Source organism: Poseidonocella sp. HB161398 (assembly GCF_005870025.1).
Classification (GTDB): domain Bacteria; phylum Pseudomonadota; class Alphaproteobacteria; order Rhodobacterales; family Rhodobacteraceae; genus Mangrovicoccus.
This window is the reverse complement of sequence record NZ_VATA01000037.1, coordinates 16,366-41,177: the sequence shown is the minus strand read 5'-3', so window position 1 is coordinate 41,177 and position 24,812 is coordinate 16,366. Positions and strand designations below refer to the sequence as shown.

General features: G+C 70.3%; 25 protein-coding genes. 12 read left to right on the top strand and 13 right to left on the bottom strand.

Annotated features, from left to right (window positions below; genetic code table 11):
- Positions 1-3 precede the first annotated feature (3 nt).
- On the top strand, positions 4-402 hold the full coding sequence (locus tag FGX59_RS23705) for a CBS domain-containing protein (protein ID WP_138469610.1): 399 nt from the start codon (positions 4-6) through the stop codon (positions 400-402).
- Between the two features lie 366 nt (positions 403-768).
- Here FGX59_RS23705 and FGX59_RS23700 read toward each other — a convergent pair whose 3' ends face one another.
- From FGX59_RS23700 to FGX59_RS23685, 4 genes are all read right to left on the bottom strand, one after another.
- Complete coding sequence (locus tag FGX59_RS23700; RefSeq protein ID WP_138469609.1) at positions 769-1,140, bottom strand: response regulator; 372 nt, start codon at positions 1,138-1,140, stop codon at positions 769-771.
- 110 nt (positions 1,141-1,250) lie between these two features.
- Positions 1,251-3,497 carry a xanthine dehydrogenase family protein molybdopterin-binding subunit gene (locus tag FGX59_RS23695; protein ID WP_138469608.1) on the bottom strand — a complete coding sequence of 749 codons (2,247 nt, stop codon included), beginning with the start codon at positions 3,495-3,497 and terminating at the stop codon, positions 1,251-1,253.
- Positions 3,490-4,548: a xanthine dehydrogenase family protein subunit M gene (locus FGX59_RS23690; protein ID WP_138469607.1), complete on the bottom strand. Its 1,059-nt coding sequence runs from the start codon at positions 4,546-4,548 to the stop codon at positions 3,490-3,492. Before FGX59_RS23690 ends, FGX59_RS23695 begins: the two co-directional genes overlap by 8 nt.
- Positions 4,545-5,033, bottom strand: coding sequence for a (2Fe-2S)-binding protein (locus FGX59_RS23685; RefSeq protein WP_138469606.1), 489 nt, complete (start codon positions 5,031-5,033; stop codon positions 4,545-4,547). The genes FGX59_RS23690 and FGX59_RS23685 overlap by 4 nt, the downstream gene beginning before the upstream one ends.
- Positions 5,034-5,179: 146 nt before the next feature.
- Here FGX59_RS23685 and FGX59_RS23680 point away from each other — a divergent pair, with 146 nt between their 5' ends.
- Entirely contained in the window at positions 5,180-5,767 is a 588-nt protein-coding gene (locus FGX59_RS23680; protein WP_138469605.1) for a TetR/AcrR family transcriptional regulator, read from the top strand.
- Here FGX59_RS23680 and FGX59_RS23675 read toward each other — a convergent pair.
- From FGX59_RS23675 to FGX59_RS23650, 6 genes are read right to left on the bottom strand one after another with little or no spacing between them, the layout of a single operon-like run.
- Complete coding sequence (locus FGX59_RS23675) at positions 5,742-6,539, bottom strand: ABC transporter ATP-binding protein (protein WP_138469604.1); 798 nt, start codon at positions 6,537-6,539, stop codon at positions 5,742-5,744. The genes FGX59_RS23680 and FGX59_RS23675 overlap by 26 nt on opposite strands.
- Positions 6,539-7,378, bottom strand: a complete 840-nt coding sequence (locus FGX59_RS23670) for an ABC transporter ATP-binding protein (protein ID WP_138469603.1) — start codon at positions 7,376-7,378, stop codon at positions 6,539-6,541. Before FGX59_RS23670 ends, FGX59_RS23675 begins: the two co-directional genes overlap by 1 nt.
- Complete coding sequence (locus FGX59_RS23665) at positions 7,375-8,274, bottom strand: ABC transporter permease (protein WP_138469602.1); 900 nt, start codon at positions 8,272-8,274, stop codon at positions 7,375-7,377. Before FGX59_RS23665 ends, FGX59_RS23670 begins: the two co-directional genes overlap by 4 nt.
- Positions 8,271-9,326 carry an ABC transporter permease gene (locus FGX59_RS23660; RefSeq protein ID WP_138469601.1) on the bottom strand — a complete coding sequence of 352 codons (1,056 nt, stop codon included), beginning with the start codon at positions 9,324-9,326 and terminating at the stop codon, positions 8,271-8,273. Before FGX59_RS23660 ends, FGX59_RS23665 begins: the two co-directional genes overlap by 4 nt.
- Positions 9,326-10,927 carry an ABC transporter substrate-binding protein gene (locus FGX59_RS23655; protein ID WP_138469600.1) on the bottom strand — a complete coding sequence of 534 codons (1,602 nt, stop codon included), beginning with the start codon at positions 10,925-10,927 and terminating at the stop codon, positions 9,326-9,328. The genes FGX59_RS23660 and FGX59_RS23655 overlap by 1 nt, the downstream gene beginning before the upstream one ends.
- Before the next feature lie 40 nt (positions 10,928-10,967).
- Positions 10,968-12,026, bottom strand: a complete 1,059-nt coding sequence (locus tag FGX59_RS23650) for a dipeptidase (RefSeq protein ID WP_138469599.1) — start codon at positions 12,024-12,026, stop codon at positions 10,968-10,970.
- Between the two features lie 260 nt (positions 12,027-12,286).
- Here FGX59_RS23650 and pabB point away from each other — a divergent pair, with 260 nt between their 5' ends.
- From pabB to folK, 4 genes are read left to right on the top strand one after another with little or no spacing between them, the layout of a single operon-like run.
- Positions 12,287-13,666, top strand: coding sequence for an aminodeoxychorismate synthase component I (gene pabB / locus FGX59_RS23645; RefSeq protein ID WP_138469598.1), 1,380 nt, complete (start codon positions 12,287-12,289; stop codon positions 13,664-13,666).
- Positions 13,663-14,259: an aminodeoxychorismate/anthranilate synthase component II gene (locus FGX59_RS23640; RefSeq protein WP_138469597.1), complete on the top strand. Its 597-nt coding sequence runs from the start codon at positions 13,663-13,665 to the stop codon at positions 14,257-14,259. The genes pabB and FGX59_RS23640 overlap by 4 nt, the downstream gene beginning before the upstream one ends.
- Positions 14,243-15,103, top strand: coding sequence for an aminotransferase class IV (locus FGX59_RS23635; protein WP_171060801.1), 861 nt, complete (start codon positions 14,243-14,245; stop codon positions 15,101-15,103). Before FGX59_RS23640 ends, FGX59_RS23635 begins: the two co-directional genes overlap by 17 nt.
- On the top strand, positions 15,100-15,924 hold the full coding sequence (gene folK, locus FGX59_RS23630) for a 2-amino-4-hydroxy-6-hydroxymethyldihydropteridine diphosphokinase (protein ID WP_138469595.1): 825 nt from the start codon (positions 15,100-15,102) through the stop codon (positions 15,922-15,924). The genes FGX59_RS23635 and folK overlap by 4 nt, the downstream gene beginning before the upstream one ends.
- A gap of 35 nt (positions 15,925-15,959) precedes the next feature.
- Here folK and FGX59_RS23625 read toward each other — a convergent pair whose 3' ends face one another.
- Positions 15,960-17,081, bottom strand: a complete 1,122-nt coding sequence (locus tag FGX59_RS23625) for a Gfo/Idh/MocA family protein (RefSeq protein WP_138469594.1) — start codon at positions 17,079-17,081, stop codon at positions 15,960-15,962.
- Positions 17,082-17,103: 22 nt separating this feature from the next.
- Complete coding sequence (locus FGX59_RS23620; protein WP_138469593.1) at positions 17,104-17,814, bottom strand: GntR family transcriptional regulator; 711 nt, start codon at positions 17,812-17,814, stop codon at positions 17,104-17,106.
- Positions 17,815-17,916: 102 nt separating this feature from the next.
- On the opposite strand from FGX59_RS23620, the gene FGX59_RS23615 reads away from it, so the two are divergent.
- The 6 genes from FGX59_RS23615 (at position 17,917) to dctP (ending at position 23,585) form a co-directional block, all read left to right on the top strand.
- Entirely contained in the window at positions 17,917-19,071 is a 1,155-nt protein-coding gene (locus FGX59_RS23615) for an LLM class flavin-dependent oxidoreductase (RefSeq protein ID WP_138469592.1), read from the top strand.
- On the top strand, positions 19,071-19,961 hold the full coding sequence (locus FGX59_RS23610) for an aldo/keto reductase family oxidoreductase (RefSeq protein WP_138469591.1): 891 nt from the start codon (positions 19,071-19,073) through the stop codon (positions 19,959-19,961). Before FGX59_RS23615 ends, FGX59_RS23610 begins: the two co-directional genes overlap by 1 nt.
- Positions 19,961-20,476: a flavin reductase family protein gene (locus FGX59_RS23605; protein ID WP_138469590.1), complete on the top strand. Its 516-nt coding sequence runs from the start codon at positions 19,961-19,963 to the stop codon at positions 20,474-20,476. Before FGX59_RS23610 ends, FGX59_RS23605 begins: the two co-directional genes overlap by 1 nt.
- A gap of 45 nt (positions 20,477-20,521) precedes the next feature.
- Complete coding sequence (locus tag FGX59_RS23600; RefSeq protein ID WP_138469589.1) at positions 20,522-21,112, top strand: TRAP transporter small permease; 591 nt, start codon at positions 20,522-20,524, stop codon at positions 21,110-21,112.
- Complete coding sequence (locus tag FGX59_RS23595) at positions 21,109-22,401, top strand: TRAP transporter large permease (RefSeq protein WP_138469588.1); 1,293 nt, start codon at positions 21,109-21,111, stop codon at positions 22,399-22,401. Before FGX59_RS23600 ends, FGX59_RS23595 begins: the two co-directional genes overlap by 4 nt.
- Before the next feature lie 128 nt (positions 22,402-22,529).
- A complete protein-coding gene (gene dctP / locus FGX59_RS23590; protein WP_138469587.1) occupies positions 22,530-23,585 on the top strand; it encodes a TRAP transporter substrate-binding protein DctP in 1,056 nt (351 codons plus the stop codon).
- Positions 23,586-23,672: 87 nt separating this feature from the next.
- Here the strand turns inward: dctP and argE are convergent, their stop codons facing one another.
- Positions 23,673-24,812 (bottom strand): acetylornithine deacetylase, encoded by a 1,140-nt coding sequence (argE, locus tag FGX59_RS23585; protein ID WP_138469586.1) that lies wholly within the window; start codon positions 24,810-24,812, stop codon positions 23,673-23,675.

Here is a 24,812-nt window from a genome sequence, read left to right as displayed (position 1 = left end):
GCGATGGCCGGGGGTGACGAGACGATTGCCGCGGTGATGCGGCGGGATTTCCTGGCGCTGCGCCCGGATCTGCCGATGCGCGAGGCGGTGGCGCAGCTGGTGGCGGCGCGGGCCTCGGCGGCGCCGGTGATCGGGCCCGCGGGGCAGCTGGCGGGGATCCTGACGCAGAAGGACTGCTTCGGCCCGGCGCTGAGCGCGGCCTACTACCAGCGCTGGTCCGACACGGTGGCGCAGCACATGAGCCGCGAGGTGGCGGTACTCGATGCCGGAACCGAGATCGTGGCGGCGGCCGAGCAGTTCCGCGACCTGCCCTACCGCGCCTTTCCGGTGATCGAGAACGGCCAGGTGGCGGGGATGCTGAGCCGGTCCGACCTGCTGGCAGCGCTGCTGGCGCGCGGCTGAGCCATCTGGTGGCGGCGGCGAGGACCGCCTGACCGGGCTGGCGGTCGGGCAATGGGCCCGGCCCTGCAGGCTGGCTCGGATCGCATCTCGCCCTGCTGCCCGGGGGGCTTGTTCCTTCGGCGGACCGCTCGTTTCGCACGGGCTGGCCAATGCGGCGAGGCGCGACGGCAGCGGTTCGCGTGGCCGGCGCGCCGGGACGCCGGGATGTCGCGCATGTCCCGGCTTCGCCGGTCGATTTCGCGCTCCGGGACCGGGCCGCCTGGCTGCGGCCGGGGCCCGACCCGGCTACCGGCAGCGCGCCGCCCCGGCCGGTCGCGGTCGGGCCAGCACGTTCGCCTGCGCGGGGGTGCCGCCTGGCCGGCCGGGTCAGGTGCCGAGCGCGGCCGAGATCTCGCCGCGCAGGACGGCGAGCGGCACCGGCTTGCCCAGCACCTTCGCATCGGCGAAGCCCGGCGGCCGCGCCGCCTGCTCGCCATGGCCGGAGAAGAAGATCAGGGGCAGGCCGGGGCGCCGCGCGGCGATCTCGGCGGCCAGGGCGAAGCCGTCCATCTCCCGCGTCAGGCCGATATCGGTCAGGACCAGGCCGATCTCGGGGTGGGCGTCGATCTGCTGCAGTGCCTCCGCCCCTGTGGCGGCCTTGACGGCGGCGAAGCCCGAGGCGGTGCAGGCCATGGCGAGCATGTCGAGCAGCATCAGCTCGTCATCGACGAGGAGCACGGATCTGGCAGCGGTGGACATGCGGGTTCCCCTCTTGCGGCGGGCGCGCAGAGCGCCGGCCCGGGGAGGCTACCGGAAAACCCGTCGCCAAAGGCTTAATGCGGGGCGGCCGGGCGGCCGCCCCGCCCGGATCAGAGCAGGTCCTCGATCATCACGGGGAAGCGCCGGGCGCGGCGGCCGGTGGCGTGCCAGACCGCGTTGGCGATCGCCCCGACCGTGCCGGTGATGCCCAGCTCGCCCACGCCCTTGACGCCGAGCGCGTTGACGAACGGGTCCTCCTCGGGGACGGTCAGCGCCTCGATTGATGCCAGATCGGCATTGACCGGGACGTGGTAGCCCGCGAGATCGCCATTCACCAGCCGCCCGCTGCGGCGGTCATGCACGGCCTCTTCCTGGAGCGCGAAGCCCAGCCCCCAGACCATCCCGCCGAAAAGCTGGCTCTCGGCGAGCCGCGGGTTGATGATCCGCCCGGCGGCGAAGGCGCCGACCAGCCGGGTGACGCGGATCTGGAAGAGATCCGGATCGACCGCCACCTCGGCGAAGACCGCGCCATGCGAGAACATCGCATGCGCCCCGGCGGCCTCGGGGCTGCGCGCGCCGCGGCCATTGCCGGCGAGCGTCTCGAGCCCGGCGCGGGCGAGCACCGCGGCATAGCTTTCCGAGCGCGAGGGATCGCCCTCGAGCATCAGCCGCCCGCCCTGGGCGCGCACCGCCTGGTTGCCCGCGCCATGAAGCGGCGAGGCCGGGTCCTCCACCGCCAGCCGGACGAGCTGGGCGACGGCGTCCTGCCCGGCGGAGAAAAGCGCGCTGCCCGCGGTCGCGGTATGGCCCGACCCGCCGGCCACGCCGCCATCGGGCAGCTCGGAATCGCCCGAGCGGAACTCCACCTGCGCCAGGTCGAGCCCGAGCCCGTCCGCCGCGATCTGCGCCAGCGCGGTCCAGGCGCCCTGGCCCATGTCGGCGGCGGCGGTCTCCACCAGCGCGCTGCCGTCAGCGCGCAGCGTCGCGCGCGCCAGCGCCTGGGACATCGGCGCGGGGAAGAGCGACGTGCCCATCCCCCAGCCGAGCAGCCGCCCTTTGGCGTCGCGCATCTGCCCTGGCGCCATCGGCCGGCCGGCCCAGCCGAAGCGCTCCGCCCCGAGCCGGTAGCATTCGCGCAGCGCCTTCGAGGAGAACGCCCGGCCGGTCGCGGGATCGGTCTCGGCATAGTTGCGCAGCCGGAACTCCAGCGGGTCGAGCCCGGCCGCCTCCGCGGCCTCGTCCATCGCGCATTCGAGCGCGGCGGAGCCGGTGGCCTCGCCCGGGGCCCGCATCGGCCCCGGCGTGCCGATATCCCAGCGGCTGCCGGAATGGCTCGCCGAGATCGCCGGGCTGGCATAGGTGTTCAGCGAGGCATTGGCCGCCGGTTCCAGGAAGTCGTCGAAGCTGCTGGTGGCGGAGACCGAGTGATGCGCCAGGGCGGTCAGCCGCCCCTCGGCATCGGTGCCCAGCCGCAGGGTCTGGCGGGTGGCGCCGCGATGGCCGACGGGGCCGTACATCTGCGCCCGGCTGAGCACCAGCTTGACCGGCCGGCCCGTCTCCCTGGCGGCGAGGCAGGCGAGGATCTGCGGGCCGTTCAGGATCGCCTTGGAGCCGAAGCCGCCCCCCAGATAGGGGCTGCGGATATGGACGTCCTCGGGGGCGATGCCGAAATACTCGGCAAAGAGCGGGCGGGACATGACGATCGCCTGGTTCGGCGTGTCGATGACCAGACGGCCGTCCTGCCACTGGGCGACGATGGCATGGGGCTCCATCGCGTTGTGGTACTGGGGCGGGGTCTCGATCTCGACCTCGGTGATCCGTTCGGCGGCGGCGAAGCCGGCCTCCAGATCGCCGACCGAGGTGGCGGGATTGGCGCCGATGCCGACCGTGGCCGCCTCGAAGGGCTCGCCGTCATCAAAGCCGATCCGGACGGGAAGGGGCTCCACCTCGGGCGCGAGGAGCCGCGCGCCCTCGGTCGCCGCCTCCAGCGTCTCGGCCAGCACCAGCGCGACCGGCGCGCCGGCATAGCGGATGGTTTCGCTCTGCAGGATGTCGATCTTCCAGGCGAAGACATGCGCCCTTGCATCGGGGTCCTGCTGCAGCTCGGCGCGGTTCTGCGGCGTGATCACATGGACGACGCCGGGATGGGCGAGCGCCGCGCCGGTATCGAGCGAGGCCACGCGGCCGCGCCCGGCCGGGGCGCCGGCATAGACCGCCCAGAGCATCCCCTCCGGGGCATTGTCGGCGGCATAGGTCGCCTGGCCGGTGATCTTGGCGAGCCCGTCGAGCCGGGTCTGCGGCTGGCCGGAATTCGATCCCAGGCGGACATGGGAAGCGGGGGCGAAATCGTCAGGCATGGGCAGCCTCCGTGTCGCTGTCATCGAGGACGGAGCCCGGCAGGGCGGGCATCCGGGCGGGGGTTCCGGCCGCTGCGGCGGCCAGGGCGCGGGCGAGGATGCGGCCCGCCAGCGCGATCTTGAAGCCGTTGGCGCCCGAGGGCGCGGCCTCGGCCAGCGCCGCCTCGGCGGCGGCGGCGAAGGTCTCGGGCGCGGGGCGCGCGCCGGCCAGCAGGGTCTCGGCCGCCGTGGCGCGCCAGGGCCGGGCGGCGACGCCGCCGAGGGCCAGCCGCGCTTCGCGGATCACGCCGTCTTCGAGCCGCAGCGCCGCCGCCGCCGAGACGATGGCGAAGGCGTAGGAATTGCGCTCGCGCAGCTTGAGATAGCGGGCATGGCCCGCGAAATCCGCCGCGCCGGGCGGCAGGCGCAGCGCCAGGACGATCTCGCCGGGGGCAAGCTGCGTGGTCAGATGCGCCTCCTCGCCGGGCAGCAGGTGGAACTCGGCCAGCGGCAGCTCGCGCAGGCCGTCCGGGCCCGCGATCTCCACGATCGCGCCGAGCGCCGCGAGCGGCACGCAGAAATCCGACGGATGGGTGGCAATGCAGGCCGGGCTCCAGCCGAGGATGGCGTGATTGCGGTTGGCGCCGTCCTTCGCGTCGCAGCCCGTGCCGGGGGCGCGGCGGTTGCAGGCGGCGAACGGGTCCTGGAAATAGGCGCAGCGGGTTGCCTGCATCAGGTTGCCGCCCACCGTGGCGGCGTTCCGCAGCTGGCCCGACGCGCCCGAGAGCAGCGCCTCGGCCACCATCGGGAAGGCGGCGGCGAAGCCCGGATCGCGGGGCAGGGCGGCATTGCGCACCAGCGCGCCGATCCGCACCGTGCCGTCGGGCAGGGTCTCGATCCGGTCGAGCCCGGGCAGCCGGGTCAGGTCGACGATCTTCGACGGACCCGCGACGCCCAGCTTCATCAGGTCGAGCAGGTTGGTGCCGCCGCCAAGCGCCGCGGCATCGGGATCCGACAGCGCAGCGAGCGCCTCGTCAAGGGTGTCGGGGCGGAGATAGTCGAAGGATTTCATGCGCCTGCCTCCGTCTTCGCCTTGCGCGCGGCCTCGGCCACGGCCAGGGAGATGCCGCGATAGGCGCCGCAGCGGCAGATATTGCCGCTCATCCCCTCGCGGATGCGTTCGATATCGGCGCCGTCCTCGCCTTCGGCGATCAGCCCGGCGGCGCTCATGATCTGCCCGGGGGTGCAGTAGCCGCACTGGAAGGCGTCATGCTCCAGGAAGGCGGCCTGGACGGGGTGCAGCCCGTCCGCGGGGGCGAGCCCCTCGATGGTGACGATCTCGGCCCCGTCCTGCTGGACGGCCAGCGCGAGGCAGGCATTGAGCCTCTGGCCGTTGACCAGCACGGTGCAGGCGCCGCACTGGCCGCGGTCGCAGCCCTTCTTGGTTCCGGTCAGGCCCAGACGGTCCCGGAGCAGGTCCAGGAGCGTGACCCGCATGTCATCCAGCGCCAGGTGATGTGGCGTCCCGTTGACGGTCAGCGTGATGGAGAAGGTCATGGAACCTCCTTGATCTAGCGATTTCTGGGAGCCGCGCTATGTTCATTGTAAGGCAGTCAGGGCTAGATTGGCCATGGATGCGCGGCAGCCCGAATATACGGAGGCTGCCTCCGTTTTGCAAGTGCGGAAGATGACGAAAGGGAAGAATGGGCCAGGAGGGCGCGAAAACCGGCCGAAAGCCGCGGGCTGACGGGCTGAGGAACCGCGAGACGCTGATGGCTGCGGCGCGCGAGGTGTTCTCGGCGGGCGGTCCGGATGCCAGCCTCGAGGCGGTCGCGCGGCGCGCCGGTCTGGGGATCGGCACGCTCTACCGGCATTTCCCGACGCGCGAGGCGCTGTTCCAGGCGGTCTACCTGCGCGAGGTCGACCAGATGGTCGCCCTGGCGGACGAGCTGGAGCGGCTGGAGCCCGAGGCGGCGCTGCGCGCCTGGGTGCGGGCGTCGATCGGCATGGTGGCGACCAAGAAGGGCATGCTGACGGCGCTGTCGCCGAGTTTCGACGGGAACTGCCAGACCTTCGCCGAGGCGGCCGACCGGATGCGCGCCGCTGCCGGGCAGCTGATGGCGCGCGCGGCGGCCGCGGGGAGGATCCGCGATGACGTCACCGGCGAGGAGCTGATGCGCGCCCTCGTCGGCATCTGCTACACCCGCGACACGCCCGACTGGCAGGAGGTGGTGACGCGGCTCCTCGACATCTTCATCGACGGGCTCAGCTGCCCGTCGCGGCGGGACTGAGCTCCGCGCCGCCTTCCGTCCCGGTCCGCCCGCCTGCCACCGAGGCGGCCAGCAGCGAACGGGTATAGGCATGCTCCGCCTCGCCGCGGCGCAGCTGCTCCACCTCCAGCATCTCGACGATCCGGCCCGACTGCATCACCGCCAGCCGCTGGCAGAGATGGCCGACCACGGCGAGATCGTGCGAGACCATCACGTAGGTCAGGCCGCGCTCGGCGCGCAGATCGGCGAGCAGGTTGAGGATCTCGGCCTGGACCGAGACATCGAGCGCCGAGGTCGGCTCGTCGAGCAGCAGGAGCCGCGGCTCGCCCGCCAGCGCCCGGGCGATGGCGACGCGCTGGCGCTGCCCGCCCGACAGCTGGTGGGGATAGCGGAAGCGGAACTTCGCCCCCAGCCCGACATCGTCGAGCAGCTTCGGCACCCGCCATTCGATCCGGTCCATGCCGTGCAGCTTCAGCGTCTCGCTGAGCACCCGGTCGACCGAATGGCGCGGATGCAGCGAGGCATAGGGATCCTGGAAGACCATCTGCACGGTCTTGTAGAAGTCCCGGTCGCGGCGGTCGCGGTAGATCGTGCGGCCGTCGACATCGACCCGGCCCGACCAGTCGGGCGCCAGCCCGGTGATCGCCCGCAGGATCGTCGACTTGCCCGAGCCGCTTTCGCCGACCAGGCCGAAGCTCTCGCCGGTCTCGACATAGAAGCTCGCCCGCTGCACCGCGTTCACCCGGTTCGCGGGGGCGCCGAACCAGACGTTCAATCCGTCGACATCGAGCATCAGGCATCTCCTCCGGCCCAGGCGGGATCGCGGGCCAGCACCTCCAGCCGGTCCTGCGGCTGGTCGAGCCGCGGCAGCGAATTCAGCAGCCCGCGGGTATAGGGATGGCGCGCCTCGTGCAGCCGCGCGGCCTCGCAGGTCTCGACGATCCGCCCGGCATACATGATCAGCACCCGGTCGCAGAATTCCGACACCAGGTTCAGGTCGTGGCTGATGAAGATCAGCCCCATGCCGCGTTCGCGCACCAGGGTGTCCATGATCGACAGCACCCGGCGCTGCACCGAGACGTCGAGCGCCGAGGTCGGCTCGTCGGCGATCAGGATGCGCGGATCGGGGATCAGCATCATCGCGATCATGATCCGCTGCCCCATCCCGCCCGAGACCTCGTGCGGATAGGCCTTCATCACCCGCTCGGGGTCGCGGATGGCGACCGCCTCCAGCATCTCCAGCGCCTTGCGGCGGGCGGCGCGGCGGCTGTCGCGGGCATGCAGCAGATAGGCCTCCATGATCTGCTCGCCCACGGTCATCACCGGGTTGAGCGAGAATTTCGGGTCCTGCATCACCATCGAGATCCGCCGCCCGCGCACCTTGCGCATCTGGCGTTCGGACAGGCTCTGCAGCTCCTCGCCCTCCAGCGCCATGCGGTCGGCCTCCACCCGGCCGGGCGGGCGGATCAGGCGCAGGATCGCGCGGCCGGTCATCGACTTGCCCGAGCCGCTCTCGCCGACGATGCCCAGGCGTTCCTGCCCGAGCGTGAAGGAGATGCCGCGCACCGCCTCCACCACGCCCTGGCGGGTGTCGAAGGAGACGCGCAGGTTCTCCACGTCCAGAAGGCTCATTGCGATCCCCCCGTTTTCGGGTCGAGCACGTCGCGCAGCCCGTCGCCCAGAAGGTTGAAGGCCAGCGACACGGTGAAGATGGCGAGGCCCGGGACCGTGGCCACCCACCAGTGGTCGAGGATGAAGCGGCGCCCCTCGGAGATCATCGCGCCCCATTCCGGCGAGGGCGGCTGCGCGCCGAGCCCGAGGAAGCCCAGCCCGGCGGCGGCGAGGATGATCCCCGCCATGTCGAGCGTGACGCGGACGATCAGCGAGCTGAGGCAGAGCGGCCAGATATGCTGGGTGATGATCTGCACCGGCCCCGCGCCCTGCAGGCGGATGGCGCTGATGAAGTCGGAATTGCGGATGGTCAGCGTCTCGGCCCGGGCGAGGCGGGCATAGGGCGGCCAGGCGGTGAGGCTGATCGCCAGCACCGCGTTCTCGATCCCGGCGCCGAGCGCGGCGACGAAGGCCAGCGCCAGGACCAGCCGCGGGAAGGCGAGGAAGATGTCGGTGATCCGCATCAGCACCGCGTCCCAGGCGCCCCCGGCATAGCCCGCCACCGTGCCGACGAGCAGGCCCGCGACCGGCGCGATCAGCGCCACCAGCGTGACGATGTAGAGCGTGATCCGTGACCCGAAGATCAGCCGCGAGAGGATGTCGCGCCCCAGGCTGTCGGTCCCGAGCAGATGCCCCGGCGTGCCGAGCGGCTTCAGCCGCATCGCCAGATCCTGGGCATAGGGATCATGCGGCGCGATCCAGGGCGCCAGCGCGGCGCAGAGCAGAAGCGCCACGAGGATGCCGAGGCCGACCATCGCCAGCGTGTTCTCGCGGAAGGTCAGCCAGCCCGCATAGAGCCGGCCCAGCCGCGCCTGCCGCCGCGAGGCGGGACTGTCGGACAGAAGCCACTCCCTCATCGCGCCCTCGGGTCGAAGACCTTGTAGAGCAGGTCGCTGAGCATGTTGAGGATGATGAAGATCGTCCCCACCACGACCGTCCCGCCCAGCACCGCGTTCATGTCGGCGGCAAGCAGCGCGTTGGTGATGTAGAAGCCGATGCCCGGCCAGGAGAAGATGATCTCGGTCAGCACCGATCCCTCCAGGAGGTTGGCGTAGCTCAGCACGATCACGGTCAGGAGCTGCACGCGGATATTGCGGAAGGCATGGACCCAGACCACGCGCCATTCGCTCATGCCCTTGACGCGGGCGGTGGTGATGTACTCGGCCGACAGCGCCTCCAGCATGAAGCTGCGGGTCATGCGGCTGATATAGGCCAGCGAGAAATAGCCCAGCAGCGAGGCGGGCAGGATGATGTGCGACAGCGCGTTTCCGAAGACCATCCAGTCGCCCGCCAGCGCGGAATCGACCAGGATCATGCCGGTCACGCTGGGCACCAGCCCGTCATAGAAGACGTCGAGCCGCCCGGGTCCGCCGACCCAGCCGAGGATGCCGTAGAAGACCAGGAGCCCGATCAGCCCCAGCCAGAAGATCGGCATCGAATAGCCGACAAGCGCCACCAGCCGCGCGACCTGGTCGATCCAGCGGCCGCGGTTGATCGCCGCCAGCACGCCGAGCGGCACGCCGAAGAGCACGCCGATCAGGACGCCTAGCGTCGCCAGCTCCAGCGTCGCGGGGAAGACCCGGGCGATGTCGTCGACGACCGGCCGTGCGGTCAGCAGGCTGGTGCCGAAATCGCCCTGGGCGACCTCGCGCAGGTAGTACCAGAACTGCACCGGCAGCGGCTCGTCGAGCCCCAGCGCCTCGCGGGCGGCGGCATAGACCTCGGGCGAGCCGCGCTCGCCGACCACGGCGAGGACCGGGTCGATCGGCATCACCCGGCCGATGATGAAGGTGACGAAGAGCAGCCCCAGCACGGTGACGGCGAGCGAGCCCGCCGTTGCCAGCGCGCGGCCGAGAAAGCCTGCAAGGGGCGCCGGCAGGCGCCCCCCCGTTGTCGCGGTGCGCGGCATTACTTGGTGACGGGCCAGTAGGCCGCGGAGCTGATCGCGTCGCCGAGATTGAGGTTCTCGACATTGTCGCGCACCGCCGTCTGCCGCGCCTGCTGGAACAGGATGGCGAAGGGCGAGGTGTCGCGGAATTCGGCCTGGATCTCGTGGTACATCTCGACCCGCTTCTCGGTGTCGTTCTCGATCACCGCGGCATCGACCTGCGCGGTCAGCGCGCCCGGATCCCAGGCGTTGCGCCAGGCCAGGATGCCGGTCGCCCCGGCTTCCACCGAATTGTCGGGGTTCCAGGCGAAGGTGGAGGCGTTGGTATGCGGGTCGGGATAGTCCGGGCCCCAGGTGCCGACATAGACATCGAGGTCGCGCGCCCGGTAGCGGCCGAGGATCTGCGCCGCGGTGCCGACGGTGATGTCGAGCTTGATGCCGACCTGGGCCAGCGCGTTCTGGAAGCTCTGGGCGATCTCGATGCGCTCCTGCGCCTCGCGCACGCCGGCTTCGATGGTGAAGCCCTCGGGCACGCCCGCCTCGGCCAGCAGCGCCTTGGCCTTCTCGATGTCGAGGCTGAACGGGTTCTCGTCGACCGCGCCGAGGAAGGTCAGCGGCAGGAAGTTCTGCTGCACCGCCCACTGGCCCTTGAGGAAGGAGTCCGCCATCCCGGCATAGTCGATCAGGTACTTCATCGCCTCGCGCACTTCGGGCTTGGCGAGTTCGGGATTGTCCTGGTTGAAGGACAGGTACATCAGCTGGCCGCCCAGCTCCTCGTCGATGCGGATGCCCTCTTCGCCCGAGATGCCCGCGATGTCCTCGGGGTTGAGGTTGCGTGCCACGTCAATGTCGCCGCGCTCCAGCATCAGCCGCTGGCTGGCGCTTTCCTGGACATGGCGGACGATCACCCGCTTCATCGCCGGCTCGCCCTTGTAGAAGCCGGGATTGGCGTTCAGCGTGACGTTTTCGTTCGGCTGCCAGGCGGCCAGGGTATAGGCGCCGCCGCCGGCCGAGTTGGTCTTCAGCCAGGTGTTGCCCATGTCGCCGTCGGCCTCGTGCTCCATCACCAGCTTGCTGTCGACGATGGCGCCGATCGTGGCGGTCAGGCAGTTCAGCACGAAGGAGATCGCATAGGGCTTGTCGGTGGTGATCGAGACCGTGCCGTCCGCGCCGGTGATCGTCTCCTCGACATTCTCGGCGGTGAAGCCGAACTGGGTCAGGATGAAGCTCGGCGTCTTGTTCAGCAGGACCGCGCGGCGCAGGCTGTAGACCACGTCATCGGCGGTCACCGGATTGCCCGAGGCGAAGCTCAGGCCGCTGCGGATATTGAAGGTGACGGTCCTGCCGTCCTCGGAGACGTCCCAGCTTTCCGCGATCTCCGGCTGGTAGCCCGCGGACATGTCCATCGGGTCGAGATTGACCAGCTTCAGGTACATGTTGCGGATCACGTCGGCGCCCGAGAATTCGAAGCTCTCCGCCGGGTCGAGCGAGGTGATGTCGTCGATCCGGTTGGCGATCACCAGCATGTTTGGCGGCGTCTCCGCCATCGCGGCGGGAAGCCCGGCCGCGAGGACCGCGGCCCCCAGGGCGGCGCTTGCCATAAGGCGGCTGAAAGCACTCATCAAATTTCCTCTCTGTCGCTCCGGGGCGGCGTCGCGCGGGTCATGCCCCCCAGGTTTTTTCCAGCACCCGCAGCCAGTTTCCTTGGCAGAGCTTCTCGGTCAGCTCCGCGCCGTATCCGTGATCGGCCATCGCCTGGCGCAGCACCGGCAGATCGGCCAGCGTCGTCAGCGCCTCGGGCACCACCGCCCCGTCATAGTCCGAGCCGATGCCCACCCGGTCCTCGCCGAGGATCCCCATCAGGTGGTCGAGATGGCGCAGGCAGGTCTCCACCGGCACATCGGCGATCATCTTGCCGTCCTCGCGCAGGAAGGCGGCGGCCAGGTTCAGCCCGACCATGCCGTCGCTTTCCGCGATCATCTTCAGCTGGTCGTCGGTCAGGTTGCGGCTGTGCGGGCAGATCGCATGGGCGTTCGAATGGCTGGCGACCAGCGGCGCGTCCGAGATCCGCGCGACATCCTCGACGCCCTTCGCGTTGAGATGCGACAGGTCGATCATGATGCCCAGCTCGTTGCAGCGGCGGACCAGCCGCGCGCCCGCTTCGGTCAGCCCCTCGCCGGTATCGGGCGAGGAGGGGAAGCGGAACGGCACGCCATGGCCGAAGATCGTCGGGCGGCTCCAGACCGGGCCGAGCGAGCGCAGCCCGCGGGCGTAGAGCGCGTCGAGCTCCTCCAGATCCGGGCCGATCGCCTCGGCGCCCTCGATATGGAAGATCGCGGCGATCTTTCCCGCTGCCATGGCCGCGCGGATCTCGGCCACGCTGCGGCAGATCGCCAGCGTGCCAGCGGCCTCCAGCGCCTCCAGCACGGCGATCTCGGCCTCGGCGGCGGGGACGGCGTGGTCGTAGGGCACCGGGGCGGGCAGCGGCATCGCATAGCTGTCGCGCGTCATCTGGTCGAATTTCAGCGCCGGATCCGAGGGCGAGGCGATCCAGATGGCGAAGAATCCGCCGCCGAACCCGCCGGCCTGCGCCTTTGGCAGGTCGATGGCGCCCTCGCAGCCCTGGGCAAAGCGCTCTGCGGCAAGCGCGGGGCCATAGGGGAGCAGCTTGGTCAGAACATCGTTGTGACCGTCGAAAACGGGGGGAAGGAGGGATTGCAAGGGAGCTCCGTCGGCAGTGTCCCCGGAAGGCTAGCAGAGCCGAATCCGCGGGGGGAAGGAAAATGTTGACGTGTGAACGACTTGCCCCGACGGCGCGCCGAAAATGCAGGCACAGTGCGAACGCCGGCAGGGCCGTGCCGCCCCGCAGGAGCCCCGCAGGCGGCGCGGAGCGGAATTCCGCCCTGAATCGCGATCAATTCCTCGACGCAGGGGCAGCCGGCATTTGATCCCTGCGCGGTTCCGCCCTAAGAGCCGCTGCCATGACCGCCACGACCCGCCTGTCCGACCGCGGCCCCGACGGGGCCGGAACGCCGCCCGCGATCCGGGATCTGGGCGGGCTGCCGCCCTGGGACGCGGCCTGCCGGCTCTGCCGCTGCGCGGGCTTCGCCTTCCTCGACTCGGGCGGGGACCATGGCGCGCTCGGCCGCTGGAGCATCATCGGGATCGAGCCCTTCGGCCGCTTCGCCGCCAGCGCGGGCCAGGCCGCCTGGAACGGCGCGCCGGAAGAGCTCCCGCCGCTCGAGGCGCTGCGCGCGCGGCTCGCGGACTGCCGCATGGCGCCGGTGCCCGGGCTGCCCTTCGCCGGCGGCGCGATCGGACATATCGACTACGAATTCCGCGACGGCGGCCGCGCGGGCGGGCTCTCCTTCGGCTTCTACGACCTGGTGCTGGTCTTCGACCGCGCCGAGGGCCGGGCCTTCGCCATAGCCTCCGATACGGGCGGGCGCGATCCGCAGGCGCTGCAGGACCGGCTCCGCGATCTGCTGGAACAGCCGCCGGCCGAACCGGGCCCGGCCGCGCTCGGTCCCTGGTCCTCGGATTTCGACGGGCCGGGCTATGCCGCCGCGGTCGAGCGGGTGCGCGCGCATATCCGCGACGGCGACATCTACCAGGCGAATATCTCCCAGGCCTTCCGCGCGGATTTCTCGGGCGATCCCTGGGCGCTCTATGCCGCGCTGCGCCGCGCCAATCCCGCGCCCTTCGCCGCCTGGCTTTCGGACGGGGAGCAGGCGATCCTCTCGGCCTCGCCCGAACGCTACCTGGAGCTGCGCCGCGGCAAGGTGGAGGCGCGGCCGATCAAGGGCACGCTGCCGCGCCATCCCGACCCGGAACGCGACCGCGCCGCCGCCCTGCAGCTGGCGGCCTCCGAGAAGGACCGCGCCGAGAACGTGATGATCGTCGACCTGATGCGCAACGACATCTCCCGCGTCTGCCGTCCCGGCACGGTCGAGGTGCCCGAGCTCTGCACGGTCGAGAGCTACGCCTCGGTGCACCACCTGACCTCCGCCGTCACGGGCCGGCTGGCCGCGGGCGAGGATGCGGTGTCGCTGATCGCCGCGACCTTCCCCGGCGGATCGATCACCGGCGCGCCGAAAGAGCGGGCGATGCAGATCATCCGCGCGATCGAGGGCCGCGACCGCGGCGTCTATTGCGGCGCGATCGGCTATCTGGGCTTCGACGGCGACATGGATCTGAACATCCCGATCCGCACGGTGATGATCCGCGGCGGCGAAGCGGTGGTCCAGGCCGGGGGCGGGGTGACGCTCCTGTCCGAGGGAATGTCGGAATATTCCGAGACTCTGGACAAGGCGGCCCGTATCTTCGACGCGTTTGCGCCCTTCGCCCCGGACCCGGCATGATCCTGATCCTCGACAACCATGACAGCTTCACCCACAACGTGGCGCGCTATTGCGCGGAGCTGGGCCATGCGCCGCATGTGGTGAAGAGCGACGGGATCACGCTCCGGGAGATCGCCGCGCTGGCGCCCGCCGCGCTGGTCGTCTCGCCCGGGCCGGGCCGCCCCGAGGAGGCCGGCGTGTCGATGGCGGCGATCCGCGAATTCTCCGGCCGGCTGCCGATCCTCGGCGTCTGCCTCGGCCATCAGTGCATCGGCGCGGTCTTCGGCGGCGGGATCACCCGCGCGGCCGAGCCGATGCATGGCCGCGCCTCGGCCATCGAACATGACGGCACCGGCCCGTTCGAGGGCCTGCCCGGACGGGTGCGCGTCGGCCGCTACCATTCGCTGATCGTCGCGCCGACGCCGCAGATGGAGGCCGCGCTGCGGATCACCGCGCGCTCGGAAGCGGGCGAGGTCATGGCGCTGGCGCATCGCAGCCACCCGACCTTCGGCATCCAGTTCCACCCCGAATCCATCCTCTCCGAGCATGGCCACCGGATGATCGGCAATGTGCTGGCCCTGGCCAATGGAGGCGCCGATGCGCTGGTGGGCTGAGGGCAGGCTGCTCGACGGGCCGGAGGCGCCCTTCGACCTGACCGATCGCGGGCTGCTGCTGGGCGACGGGCTCTTCGACACCGCCATGGTGGCCGACGGGCGGGTGGTGCGCGGGGCCGCGCATCTCGACCGGCTGGCGGCGGGCTGCGCCGCGCTCGGCATGCCCTTCGACCGCTCCGCGGCCGGGACCGCCTGGGCGGCCGTCTGCGCCGGGATCGGCCGGGGCTCGGTGCGGCTGACCGTGACCCGAGGCTCCGGCCCGCGCGGGGTCGCGCCGCCGCCCGCGCCGCGCCCGCGGATCTTCGCCAGCGCCTCCGAGGGCCTGCCCGCGCCCTTCGCGCCGGTGCGCCTCGCCACCGCCCTGATCCGCCGCAACGACAGCTCGCCCGCCGCCCGGCTGAAGACGACCGGCTATCTCGACGCGGTCCTCGCCACCGAGGCCGCGCGGGCGGCCGGCGCTGACGAGCCGCTTTTCCTCAACACCCGCGGCAATGCCGCCTGCACCGGCATCGGCAACCTGGTGATGATCGCCGGCGGCCGGCTGGTCACGCCGCCGGTCAGCGAGGGCATCCTGCCCGGCATCCTGCGCGCCGAGCTGCTGTCGCTTGCGCCCGAAGCGGGGCTCGCCGCCGAGGAGCGCGCCGTCGATCCGGCGGAGCTGCTGCAGGCCGAGGCGCTTCTCGTCACCAATTCGCTGCGGCTGGCCTCGCCGGTCACGCATCTGGACGGCCTTGCGCTGCCGCCGCTGCCCGCCGCCGCCCATGCCCTGTTCGGCGCGCTCGCCCGCGCGCTTGCCCCGGAAACCGGCCCCCTGGCCGTCCCGTCCATGGAGGACATCCCATGACCGATCGCGTTTTCGTCTCCAATCTCTGCCTGCATGCCCATCACGGCGTCTTCCCTGAGGAAAAGCGGCTGGGCCAGAAGTTCTATCTCGACATCGATTGCGGCCTCTCTGTCTCGGGCGCGGCGGACGAGGACGATTACGGCCAGACCGTGTGCTATGACGGGCTGTGCAAGCTGGCCGAGGAAGTGTCCCAGGCCGGGCCCTTCGACCTGATCGAGACGCTGGGCGACCGCATCGCCGGCGCCGTGCTGGAGCGCCATCCGCTGGTCTCCTCGGTCAAGGTGGTGATCCGCAAGCCCGCCGCGCCGATCGCCGCGATGCTCGACCATGTCGGCATCGAGGTCTCGCGCCGCCGCCGCTACCGCGTGGCCTTCTCGCTGGGCACCAACATGGGCGAGAAAGAGCACAACCTGCGCACCGCGCTGGCGCATCTCGTCGCCCAGGACGGGGTGGAGATCGACACCGTGTCGAAATTCCACAAGACCGCGCCCTGGGGCAAGATCGACCAGGACTGGTTCCTCAATGCCTGCGCCACCGGCTGGAGCACGCTGGAGCCGCTGCAGCTGATGAAGCTCTGCAAGCGGATCGAGCTGGTCGTCGGCCGCGTGCCCTCGGACCGCTGGGGGCCGCGGATGATCGACATCGACCTGCTGCATGCCGACAACCTGAAGATCGACACGCCCGAGCTGACGCTGCCGCATCGCGAGATGTTCAACCGCGCCTTCGTGCTGGAGCCGCTGGCCGAGATCGCGCCCGATCTGGTGATCTGCGGCCGCCGCGTCGCTGCCGAGGCCGACCGCCTGGTGCAGGAACAGCTCTGAGGCGGGGCAGGGGCGCCCGGCGGCGCCCCTTTCCGTCAGGCCGCGCGCGAGGCGCCCGGCATCAGGTCGCTGAGCTCGACCACGCGCTTCTCGGCGATGGAGATCTGCGCGGCCAGCCCCATCAGCACGGCCATCCGCCCGTCCTGCAGGCTGACCTCGGGCGTGCTGCGGCTGCCGCGGACCAGTTCCAGGAACTTCTGGTGCTGGTAGAAGGTGGAGCCGTTATGGTCCCCGGCCTCCAGCAGCGCCGGATCGACCGGGATCTCGCGCAGCTCGGGCCCCTTGGGGTGGCGCGGGCTGACGACGAGCTGCGGCACCGGCGGATGGCCCAGCTCGGCCGGCCAGAACCGGCCCGGCCCGGGCACGAAGGCCTCGATCTTGCCCGCGGGCCCGACCGCGGCGACCTCTTCCTGGTAGCGCGCGCCCTCGGCGAACATGCACAGCTCCAGCATCGCCCGGGTGCCGTTCTCGAAATCGACGATGACATAGCCGTTGTCGAGGATGTCGGGCACCTCGTCGCCGACACGCTCGTCGAGATGGTTCACGTCCTGCCCGCCCGAGGCCATGATCCGCACCGGCTCGGAGCCGAGCGCCAGCCGCATCAGGTCGAAGAAATGGCAGCATTTCTCGACGAAGGTGCCGCCCGACTGGCGGTTGAAGCGGTTCCAGGCGGCGACCTTGTCGAGGAAGGGGAAGCGGTGCTCGCGGATGGTGAGCATGCGGATGCCCCCGGTCGCGGCCGCCGCGGTGTCGAGGAAGGCGGCGATCGGCGGCATGTAGCGGTATTCCATCGCCACCCAGACCGGCGCCGGATAGGCGTCGAGCGCCGCGGCCAGCCGGTCGAGATCGGCCGTCTGGGTAAAGAGCGGCTTTTCCACCAGCACCGGCAGCGGCCGCATCCGGGCGATGGTCTCGAGCTGCTCGACATGGCGGAAATTCGGCGAGGCGACCAGCAGGCAGTCGAGCCCCGGCACGCTCAGCAGCGTTTCCAGGCTGTCGCAGAAGACCGCGGCCGGGGCCAGCGCCGCGGCGCGGGTCCGCATCCCCGGATCCGGCTCGAAGATCGCGGCGACTTCCGTGTCCGGAAGAAGCGCGATGTTCCTCAGATGCTCCTGTCCCATCATGCCGCAGCCGATGATGCCGTAGCGCGTGGTCATGATCCGCTCCCTTTCCCGCCCGTCATTTCAGGCGCTGCACATAAATGGACCGGTCCGGATCGAACCAGGTCCGCGAAAACTCCACCGGATGGGCGGCCTGCGCCCAGCCCAGCCGCTCGATATAGCCCACTATGGCCCCGGAGGGCTTGCCGAATTCCTGCGGCGCCCAGCCGGGCACCTGCCCGAGGCTCACCCGGTCCTCGGCGCGGCTGATCCAGATGCCCAGCTCGATCTGGTAGAAGCGGTAGAGCGAATCCGCGACCTTGCGCGGATCGACCCGGCCGCTGTCGCCGTCGAGCCAGATCTCCTCCACCGCGATCGGCTGGTCGTCGAGGAATCGCAGCCGCCGGAACCGGGTGCCGCGCGCCGAACTGCCGAAGGCGGGCAGGCCGGCGGGCTTCTCCATCTCGTCGATGCCGAGGATCCGCGCGGTCGGCAGGCCGCCGCCGCCGGGCAGCTCCAGCCGGAACATCGAGTAGATGCTCTTCACGCTGTCATCCATGCGCACGTAGTTGCCCGAGCCCTGGACGCGGTTCAGCAGCCCCTGGCGCTCGAGTTCGGCAAGCCCCTTGCGCAGCGTGCGCACGGTCGTGCGGAACTGTCCGGCCAGCTCGCGCTCGGGCGGCAAGCGGGTGCCGTCGGGCAGGCGCCCCGCGGCGATGTCGCGGTAGATGGACTCCGCGATCTGAAGGTAGAGCGGGATGGCCGCTGCGCTGTCTCCGGTCTCCGCCACGGTCTCCCCGATTCCCCCCGGCCGAAAATTGATGCACCATTGATCTACATCAAGGACGCTGCTACGCAAGCGCAAATCGCAGACGGCCCTGGGGAGGAATCGATGACCATCGTGCCCGTCACATCCGCGGATCTCGACGCTGCCGAAGTGTCGTGGTTTGCCGCGCTCTGCTCCGACGACTACCAGTTCCTGGGCGTGCCGGACGGCGACCTGCGCTCGTCCTGGGCGCATTGCTCGGAGATCGTGAAGACCGCCGAGCGGCAGGGGTTCCGCAACATCCTGTGCCCGTCCTCCTACCAGGTGGGGCAGGATACGCTGAGCTTCGTCGCCGGCTGCGCGCCGATCACCTCGAAGATCAACATGCTGGCCGCGGTGCGCTGCGGCGAGATGCAGCCGATCATGCTGGCGCGCACCATCGCCACGCTCGACCACATGCTGGAAGGGCGGCTGACGGTGAACATCATCTCCTCGGACTTCCCCGGCGAGAAGGCCGAGAGCACCTTCCGCTACCAGCGCTCGCGCGAGGTGGTGGAGATCCTCAAGCAGGCCTGGACCCGCGACGAGATCGACTACGAGGGCCAGGTCTACCAGTTCAAGGGCCTGACCACCGATCCGGCGAAGCCCTACCAGACCGGCGGGCCGCTGCTCTATTTCGGCGGCTACTCCCCCGATGCGCTGGAGCTCTGCGGCCAGCATTGCGACGTCTACCTGATGTGGCCGGAGAAGGAGGAGGAGCTGGCCGGGCGGATGCGCGCGGTCAACGAGGTCGCCGCCCGTCACGGACGGACGCTGGATTACGGGCTGCGCGTGCATGTCATCGTCCGCGACACCGAGGCCGAGGCGAAGGAATACGCCGACTACATCGTCTCGAAGCTCGATGACGCGCAGGGCGCGGCGATCCGCGAGCGCGCGCTCGACGCCGGCTCGCTGGGCGTCAGCCACCAGGCGAAGAACCGCGAGCTGGCCGATGGCGAGGGCTTCATCGAGCCCGGGCTCTGGACCGGCATCGGCCGCGCCCGCTCGGGCTGCGGCGCGGCGCTGGTGGGCTCGGCCGACCAGGTGCTGACAAAGCTCGAACGCTACCGCAAGATGGGCATGCGCGCCTTCATCCTGTCGGGCTATCCCCATCTCGAAGAGGCCGAACAGTTCGGCAGCCGGGTCCTGCCCGAGCTGAAGACCTGCTCGCTGCCCGAAGCCTATGGCCGCGTGCCCGCAAGCGCGCCGGCCACCCCCCTAGCTGCCGGAGTCCGCCGCTGATGGAACGCGTTTCCCTGACCCCCGATCTGTCCTTCTCCCGTCTCGTCTACGGGATGTGGCGGATCGCCGATGACGAGGACACGTCGCCGGTCCATGTCCAGGCGAAGATCGAGACCTGCCTCGAACAGGGCATCACCACCTTCGACCAGGCCGACATCTATGGCGGCTACACGGCCGAGGCGGTGCTGGGCGGCGCGCTGAAGGCGGCGCCGGGGCTGCGCGAGCAGATGGAAATCGTCACCAAATGCGACATCGTCGCGCCGGCGGGGCGCCATGCGGCGGCGAAGGTCAAGCATTACGACACCAGCCGCGCGCATATCGAGGCCTCGGTCGAGGCCAGCCTGCGCGATCTCGGCACCGACCGGATCGACCTGCTGCTGATCCACCGGCCCGATCCGCTGATGGACCATGACGAGACCGGCGCGGCGCTCGACGGTCTGGTCAAGGCGGGCAAGGTCCGCGCGGTCGGCGTGTCGAATTTCCGGCCCTGGGACGTGGAGCTGCTGGAATCGGCGATGTCCGCGCCGCTGGTGACCAACCAGATCGAGATCTCGCTGTCGCGGATCGCGCCCTTCACCGATGGCGACCTGGCCTTCCACCAGAAGCGCCGCGATGCCGTCATGGCCTGGTCGCCGCTGGGCGGCGGCAGCCTGATGACCGGCAAGGACCACGTGACCGAGCTGCTCGACGGCATCGCCGCGGCGCAGGGCGTCGACCGCGCCGCGGTGGCGGTGGCCTTCCTCCTGCGCCACCCGGCGAAGATCCTGCCGGTGCTCGGCACCAACAATCTCGGCCGGATCGCCAGGATCGGCGACGCGATGAAGGTCGAGCTCGACCGCCAGGCCTGGTTCGCGCTCTACGAGGCGGCGCTCGGGCACGAGGTCGCGTGATGGCCGGCGAACTCGAGGAGGTCCGCAGCTTCGTCCCGGAGCCGGAGAATGCCCGGCTCCTGCGCGATGCCTTCGGCCGTTTCGCCACTGGCGTGGCCATCGTCACCGTCGCCGGTCCCGAGGGGCCGGTGGCGATCACGGTGAACAGCTTCTCCTCGGTTTCGCTCGATCCGCCGCTGGTGCTGTGGTCGCCCGACCGCCGCTCGCGGCGCTTTCCGCATTTCGAGGCGGCGGAGCATTTCGCCGTCCACATCCTCGAGGCCGGGCAGGGAGAGCTCTGCTGGAAGGTGGTCAAGGACGCCTATGCGCTTTCGGGCCTGGGGCTCCTGCCGAACAGCCACGGCGTGCCGGTGATCCCGCATGTCCTGGCCCGCTTCGACTGCCGCAGGGAGGCCGTCTACGAGGGCGGCGACCATGCGATCATCCTGGGGCGGGTGGAACAGGCGGAATTGCGCGAAACCGGTGACGCGCTTGCATTTTTTCGCGGACAGGTAGGGCGCTTCCTGTCCGCGTGAGCTAAGAGGGGTCAGCAAATGACCCCCTTGGAGGGAGGACACCGCATGAAGCCGTTGATTGCGGCGACCCGCGCCTTGAGCGCGGTCAACAGCCTGCTCCTTGCGGCAGGCCGGACGCTCGGCGTCCTGGCGATTGCCGCGATGGTGGCGGCGACGCTGCTGCAGGTCTTCTGCCGCTACGTTCTGGGAAATGCGCTGCCCTGGCCCGACGAGGCCGCGCGGTTCTGCATGCTGTGGATGACCGGGCTGATGGCGCCCACGGCCTTCCGCGCCGGCGGCTTCGTGGCGATCGACTCGCTCGACGCGCTGCTGCCGGGGATGGCCTCGCGGATCCTGCAGCTGGTCTTCCTGGCGATCTCGCTCATCGTGCTGGCGGTCGGGCTGCAGATCGGCTGGAAGGAGATCACCGGCATCGGCGGCCGCTTCGCCACCGCCTCGCTCTACGTGCCGGTCTCGCTGGGCTTCGACCAGTGGCACCGGGTGCCGCGGAGCTGGATGATGCTGTCGCTGGTGGTGGGCATCGTGCTGCTCCTCCTCGTCAATATCGAGCTGGTCCTCAGGCGGCTGGCGGCGCTCATGGGGCAGGAGGCGGCGCTGCCGCCCGTCCCGGGCGCAGAGATCGGGGGCGCGGAATGACGCTGATCTGGTTCCTTCCGCTCTTCCTCGTGCTGCTGCTGGCCGGGCTGCCGGTCTTCTTCGGCCTCCTCGCGGCGCCCGGCGCCGTGCTGTGGCTGAACGGGCAGGAGCGCGACATCACGCTGCTCTACCGCAATCTCTACAACGGCATGGACAGCTTCCCGCTGATGGCGATCCCGTTCTTCATGCTGGCGGGCGAGCTGATGAACCGCGGCGGCATCACCCTGCGGCTGGTCGAATTCTCGCAGGCGCTGATGGGCCATCTGCGCGGCGGGCTGGCGCATGTGAACGTGCTTTCCTCGATCCTCTTCGCCGGGCTCTCGGGCTCCGCGGTGGCGGACACCTCGGCGCTCGGCTCGATGCTGATCCCGGCGATGGAGAAGCAGGGCTATACCCGCCGCTTCGCCGCCGCGATCACTGCGGCAAGCTCGGTGATCGGGCCGATCATCCCGCCCTCGGGGATCATGATCATCTACGCCTACGTGATGGGCGAGAGCGTCGCGGCGCTGTTTCTCGCGGGCATCGTGCCGGGGGTGCTGATCGGGCTGGGGCTGATGGCGATGGTCAAGATCATGGCCGACCGCTACGACTTCCCGGTCGCCTCGCGGAAATACAGCTGGGGCGAGCGCGGCCAGGCGAGCCTGAAGGCCTTCTTCCCGCTGCTGACGCCGGTTATCATCCTCGGCGGCATCCTCGGCGGCGTCTTCACCCCGACCGAGGCGGCGGCGGTCGCGGTGGCCTATGCGCTGCTGATCGGGCTCTTCGTGCTCAGGACGCTGAAATTCCGCGACCTGCCGGACGTGCTGACCCGGGCGGGGCTGACCTCCTCGGTGGTGCTGCTGCTCGTGGGCGCGGCGATGTCCTTCAAGACGGTGGTCTCGCTCAGCCACGCGCCCGAGAGCCTCGCGGCCTTCATCCTGGCGCTGACCGAGAACCCCTACCTGCTGCTCTTCCTGATCAACCTGCTGCTCTTCGTCGTGGGCATGTTCCTCGATGCGGGCCCGGCGATCATCATCCTCGGCCCGATCCTCGGCCCGGTCTTCGCCGGACTCGGGGTGGAGCCAGTGCATTTCGCCATCATCATGTGCGTGAACCTGACCGTCGGTCTCGCCACGCCGCCGATGGGGCTGGTGCTCTTCGTCGCCGCCGCGGTCAGCCGCGAGAAGGTGGCGACCATCGCCCGGGCGATCCTGCCCTTCCTGGCGGTGGAGATCGCGGTGATCTTCCTGATCACCTTCGTGCCGGCCCTGTCGCTGACCGTCCCGCGCCTCGCGGGATTCCTCGACTAGGGGCGGGAAGACGCGCAAGGCGGCATCCCGCTGTTGCCTTTCGCGGCCAGAATGGCGATCCGGGTCCGCACGGGGCGGCGCACCGGACGCCGACATGCTATGACCGAGCATCAAGGGGAGGAACCGATATGCTCAAGACCCTGAAGACGGCGACGCTCGCCGCGCTGCTCGCCGGCACGGCGCTGTCCGCCCAGGCCGCGGATGTCACGCTGCGCGCGACGGCGAATTCCAACGAGAACGACGAGGACTACGACGGGCTCGTGGTCTTCAAGAACTATGTCGAGGCGGCCTCGAACGGCGCCATCGCGGTCGATCTCTTCATCGGCACCCAGCTCTGCTCGAACGGCGCGGAATGCCTGCAGGGCGTGGCCGACGGCTCGATCGACATCTTCGTGTCGACCTCGGGCGGCGCGGCGGGGCTCTTCCCCTATGTGCAGGTCCTGGATCTGCCCTACCTGATGTCCGACGACCGGATCGCCGAGACCGTGCTCTCGGGCGAATTCCCGCGGGTGATGCGCAAGATGGCGCTGGAGGATTCCGGCGACACGATCCGGCTGATGACGATCGGCAATACCGGCGGCTGGCGCAACTTCGCCAATACCAAGCACCGCGTCGAGACGCCCGCCGATCTCGAGGGGCTGAAGATCCGCACCGTCGTCGCCGACCTGCCGCAGGAGCTGGTCAAGGCGGTGGGCGCCTCGCCGACGCCGATCCCCTGGCCCGAGCTCTTCACCTCGCTGCAGACCGGCGTGGTGGAAGGCACCAAGAACGGCATCACCGACATCATGGGGATGAAATTCCCCGATGCCGGGCTGAAATACGTCACGCTCGACGGCCATGCCTACATGGGCGCGCTGTGGTGGATGTCGAACCAGACCTTCCAGGATCTGCCCGAGGATCTGCGCCGCGTCGTGGTCGACGGCTTCTACGCGCTGCAGCAGGCCACCTTCGCCTCGCCGAAGCGCAAGTCGATCGCCGCCTACGAGCAGTTCGTCGCCGATGGCGGCGATCTCTACGTGCCGACGCCCGAGCAGAAAGAGGAGTTCCGCCTGGCCGCCGAGCCGGTCTATGACTGGTTCCGCGAGAATGTCGGCCGGGGCGACGAGATCTTCTCGGCCTTCGCCGCCGCGGTCGAGACCGCCGAGACCGAGGTCGCCGAGGAACGCGCCGCCGAACTCGAATGAGCGGACCGCCCTCCCTCTCCCCCGCCGGGGGAGAGGGCCGGGGTGAGGGGGCGTTCCGGGGCGCGCGCGCGCTCCGGGCCGCCGCGCTCAGCCCAGCCGCGCCAGCAGGCCCAGGCAGAGCCCGAGCTGCTCGAGGCTGACATATTCGTCGGCCTTGTGCGCCTGCTCGATCGAGCCCGGGCCGCAGATCACCGCATCCATGCCGAGCGACTGGAACAGCCCGGCCTCGGTGCCGAAGGGCACCACCCCCGCGCCATTGCCGCCGGTCAGCTTCAGCACCAGGTCGCGCGCCGCGTTTTCCGCCATCGGGGTCAGCCCGACCACCTCGCCGATCGTCTCGGTGGAGATGTCCGCCGCGGTGGCGACCCGGCGCATCTCGGGCAGCAGCACGTCGCCTGCGAAGGCCGCGATCTCGCGCTTCACGAAGTCCAGATCCTCGGGCACCACCGGCCGGGTCTCCCACTCGAGCACCGCGCGGCTGGCGATCACGTTATGCGCCACCCCGCCATGCAGCCCGCCGACATTGATCGTGCTCCAGGGCGGATCGAAGCGCGATCCGGCCGGGGCGCGGTCCATCAGCGCCTGGCGCAGCTCCAGCAGGCGGCCGATATAGCGGCTGGCATATTCCACCGCGTTCACGCCCAGCTCGGGGGCGGAGCCGTGCCCGGCCGTGCCCTCGAAGGTCACGGTGTATTCGCAGCAGCCCTTGTGGCCCTCGATCACCTGCATCATCGTCGGCTCGCCGATGATGGCGAGCTGCGGCAGCACCTCGCGGGTCTTCAGCACCTCGACCAGAGACTGCGCGCCGAGGCAGCCGACCTCCTCGTCATGGGTGAAGGCGAAATGCACCGGGCGGCCGCAGGCCTTCAGCGTCTCCAGCGAGGCCAGGCAGGCGGCGATGAACCCCTTCATGTCGCAGCTGCCGCGGCCGTAGAGCCGGCCCTCGCGCTCGTCCATGGCAAAGGGATCCCCGGTCCAGTCCTGGTCGGCGACCGGCACCACGTCGGAATGGCCCGAAAGCAGGATCCCGCCCGGCCCGCCGCCGCCGAGAACGGCGTAGAGATTGGCCTTGGTCCCGCTGGCATCGGCCATGATCTCCACCTCGGCCCCTTCCGCCTCGAGCCGGTCTGCGATCCAGTGGATCGCGGCCAGGTTCGATTGCGAGGAGACCGTCGGAAAGGCGATCAGCTCGCCGAGATAGCGGCGGCAGAGGTCGAGTGTCGTCAT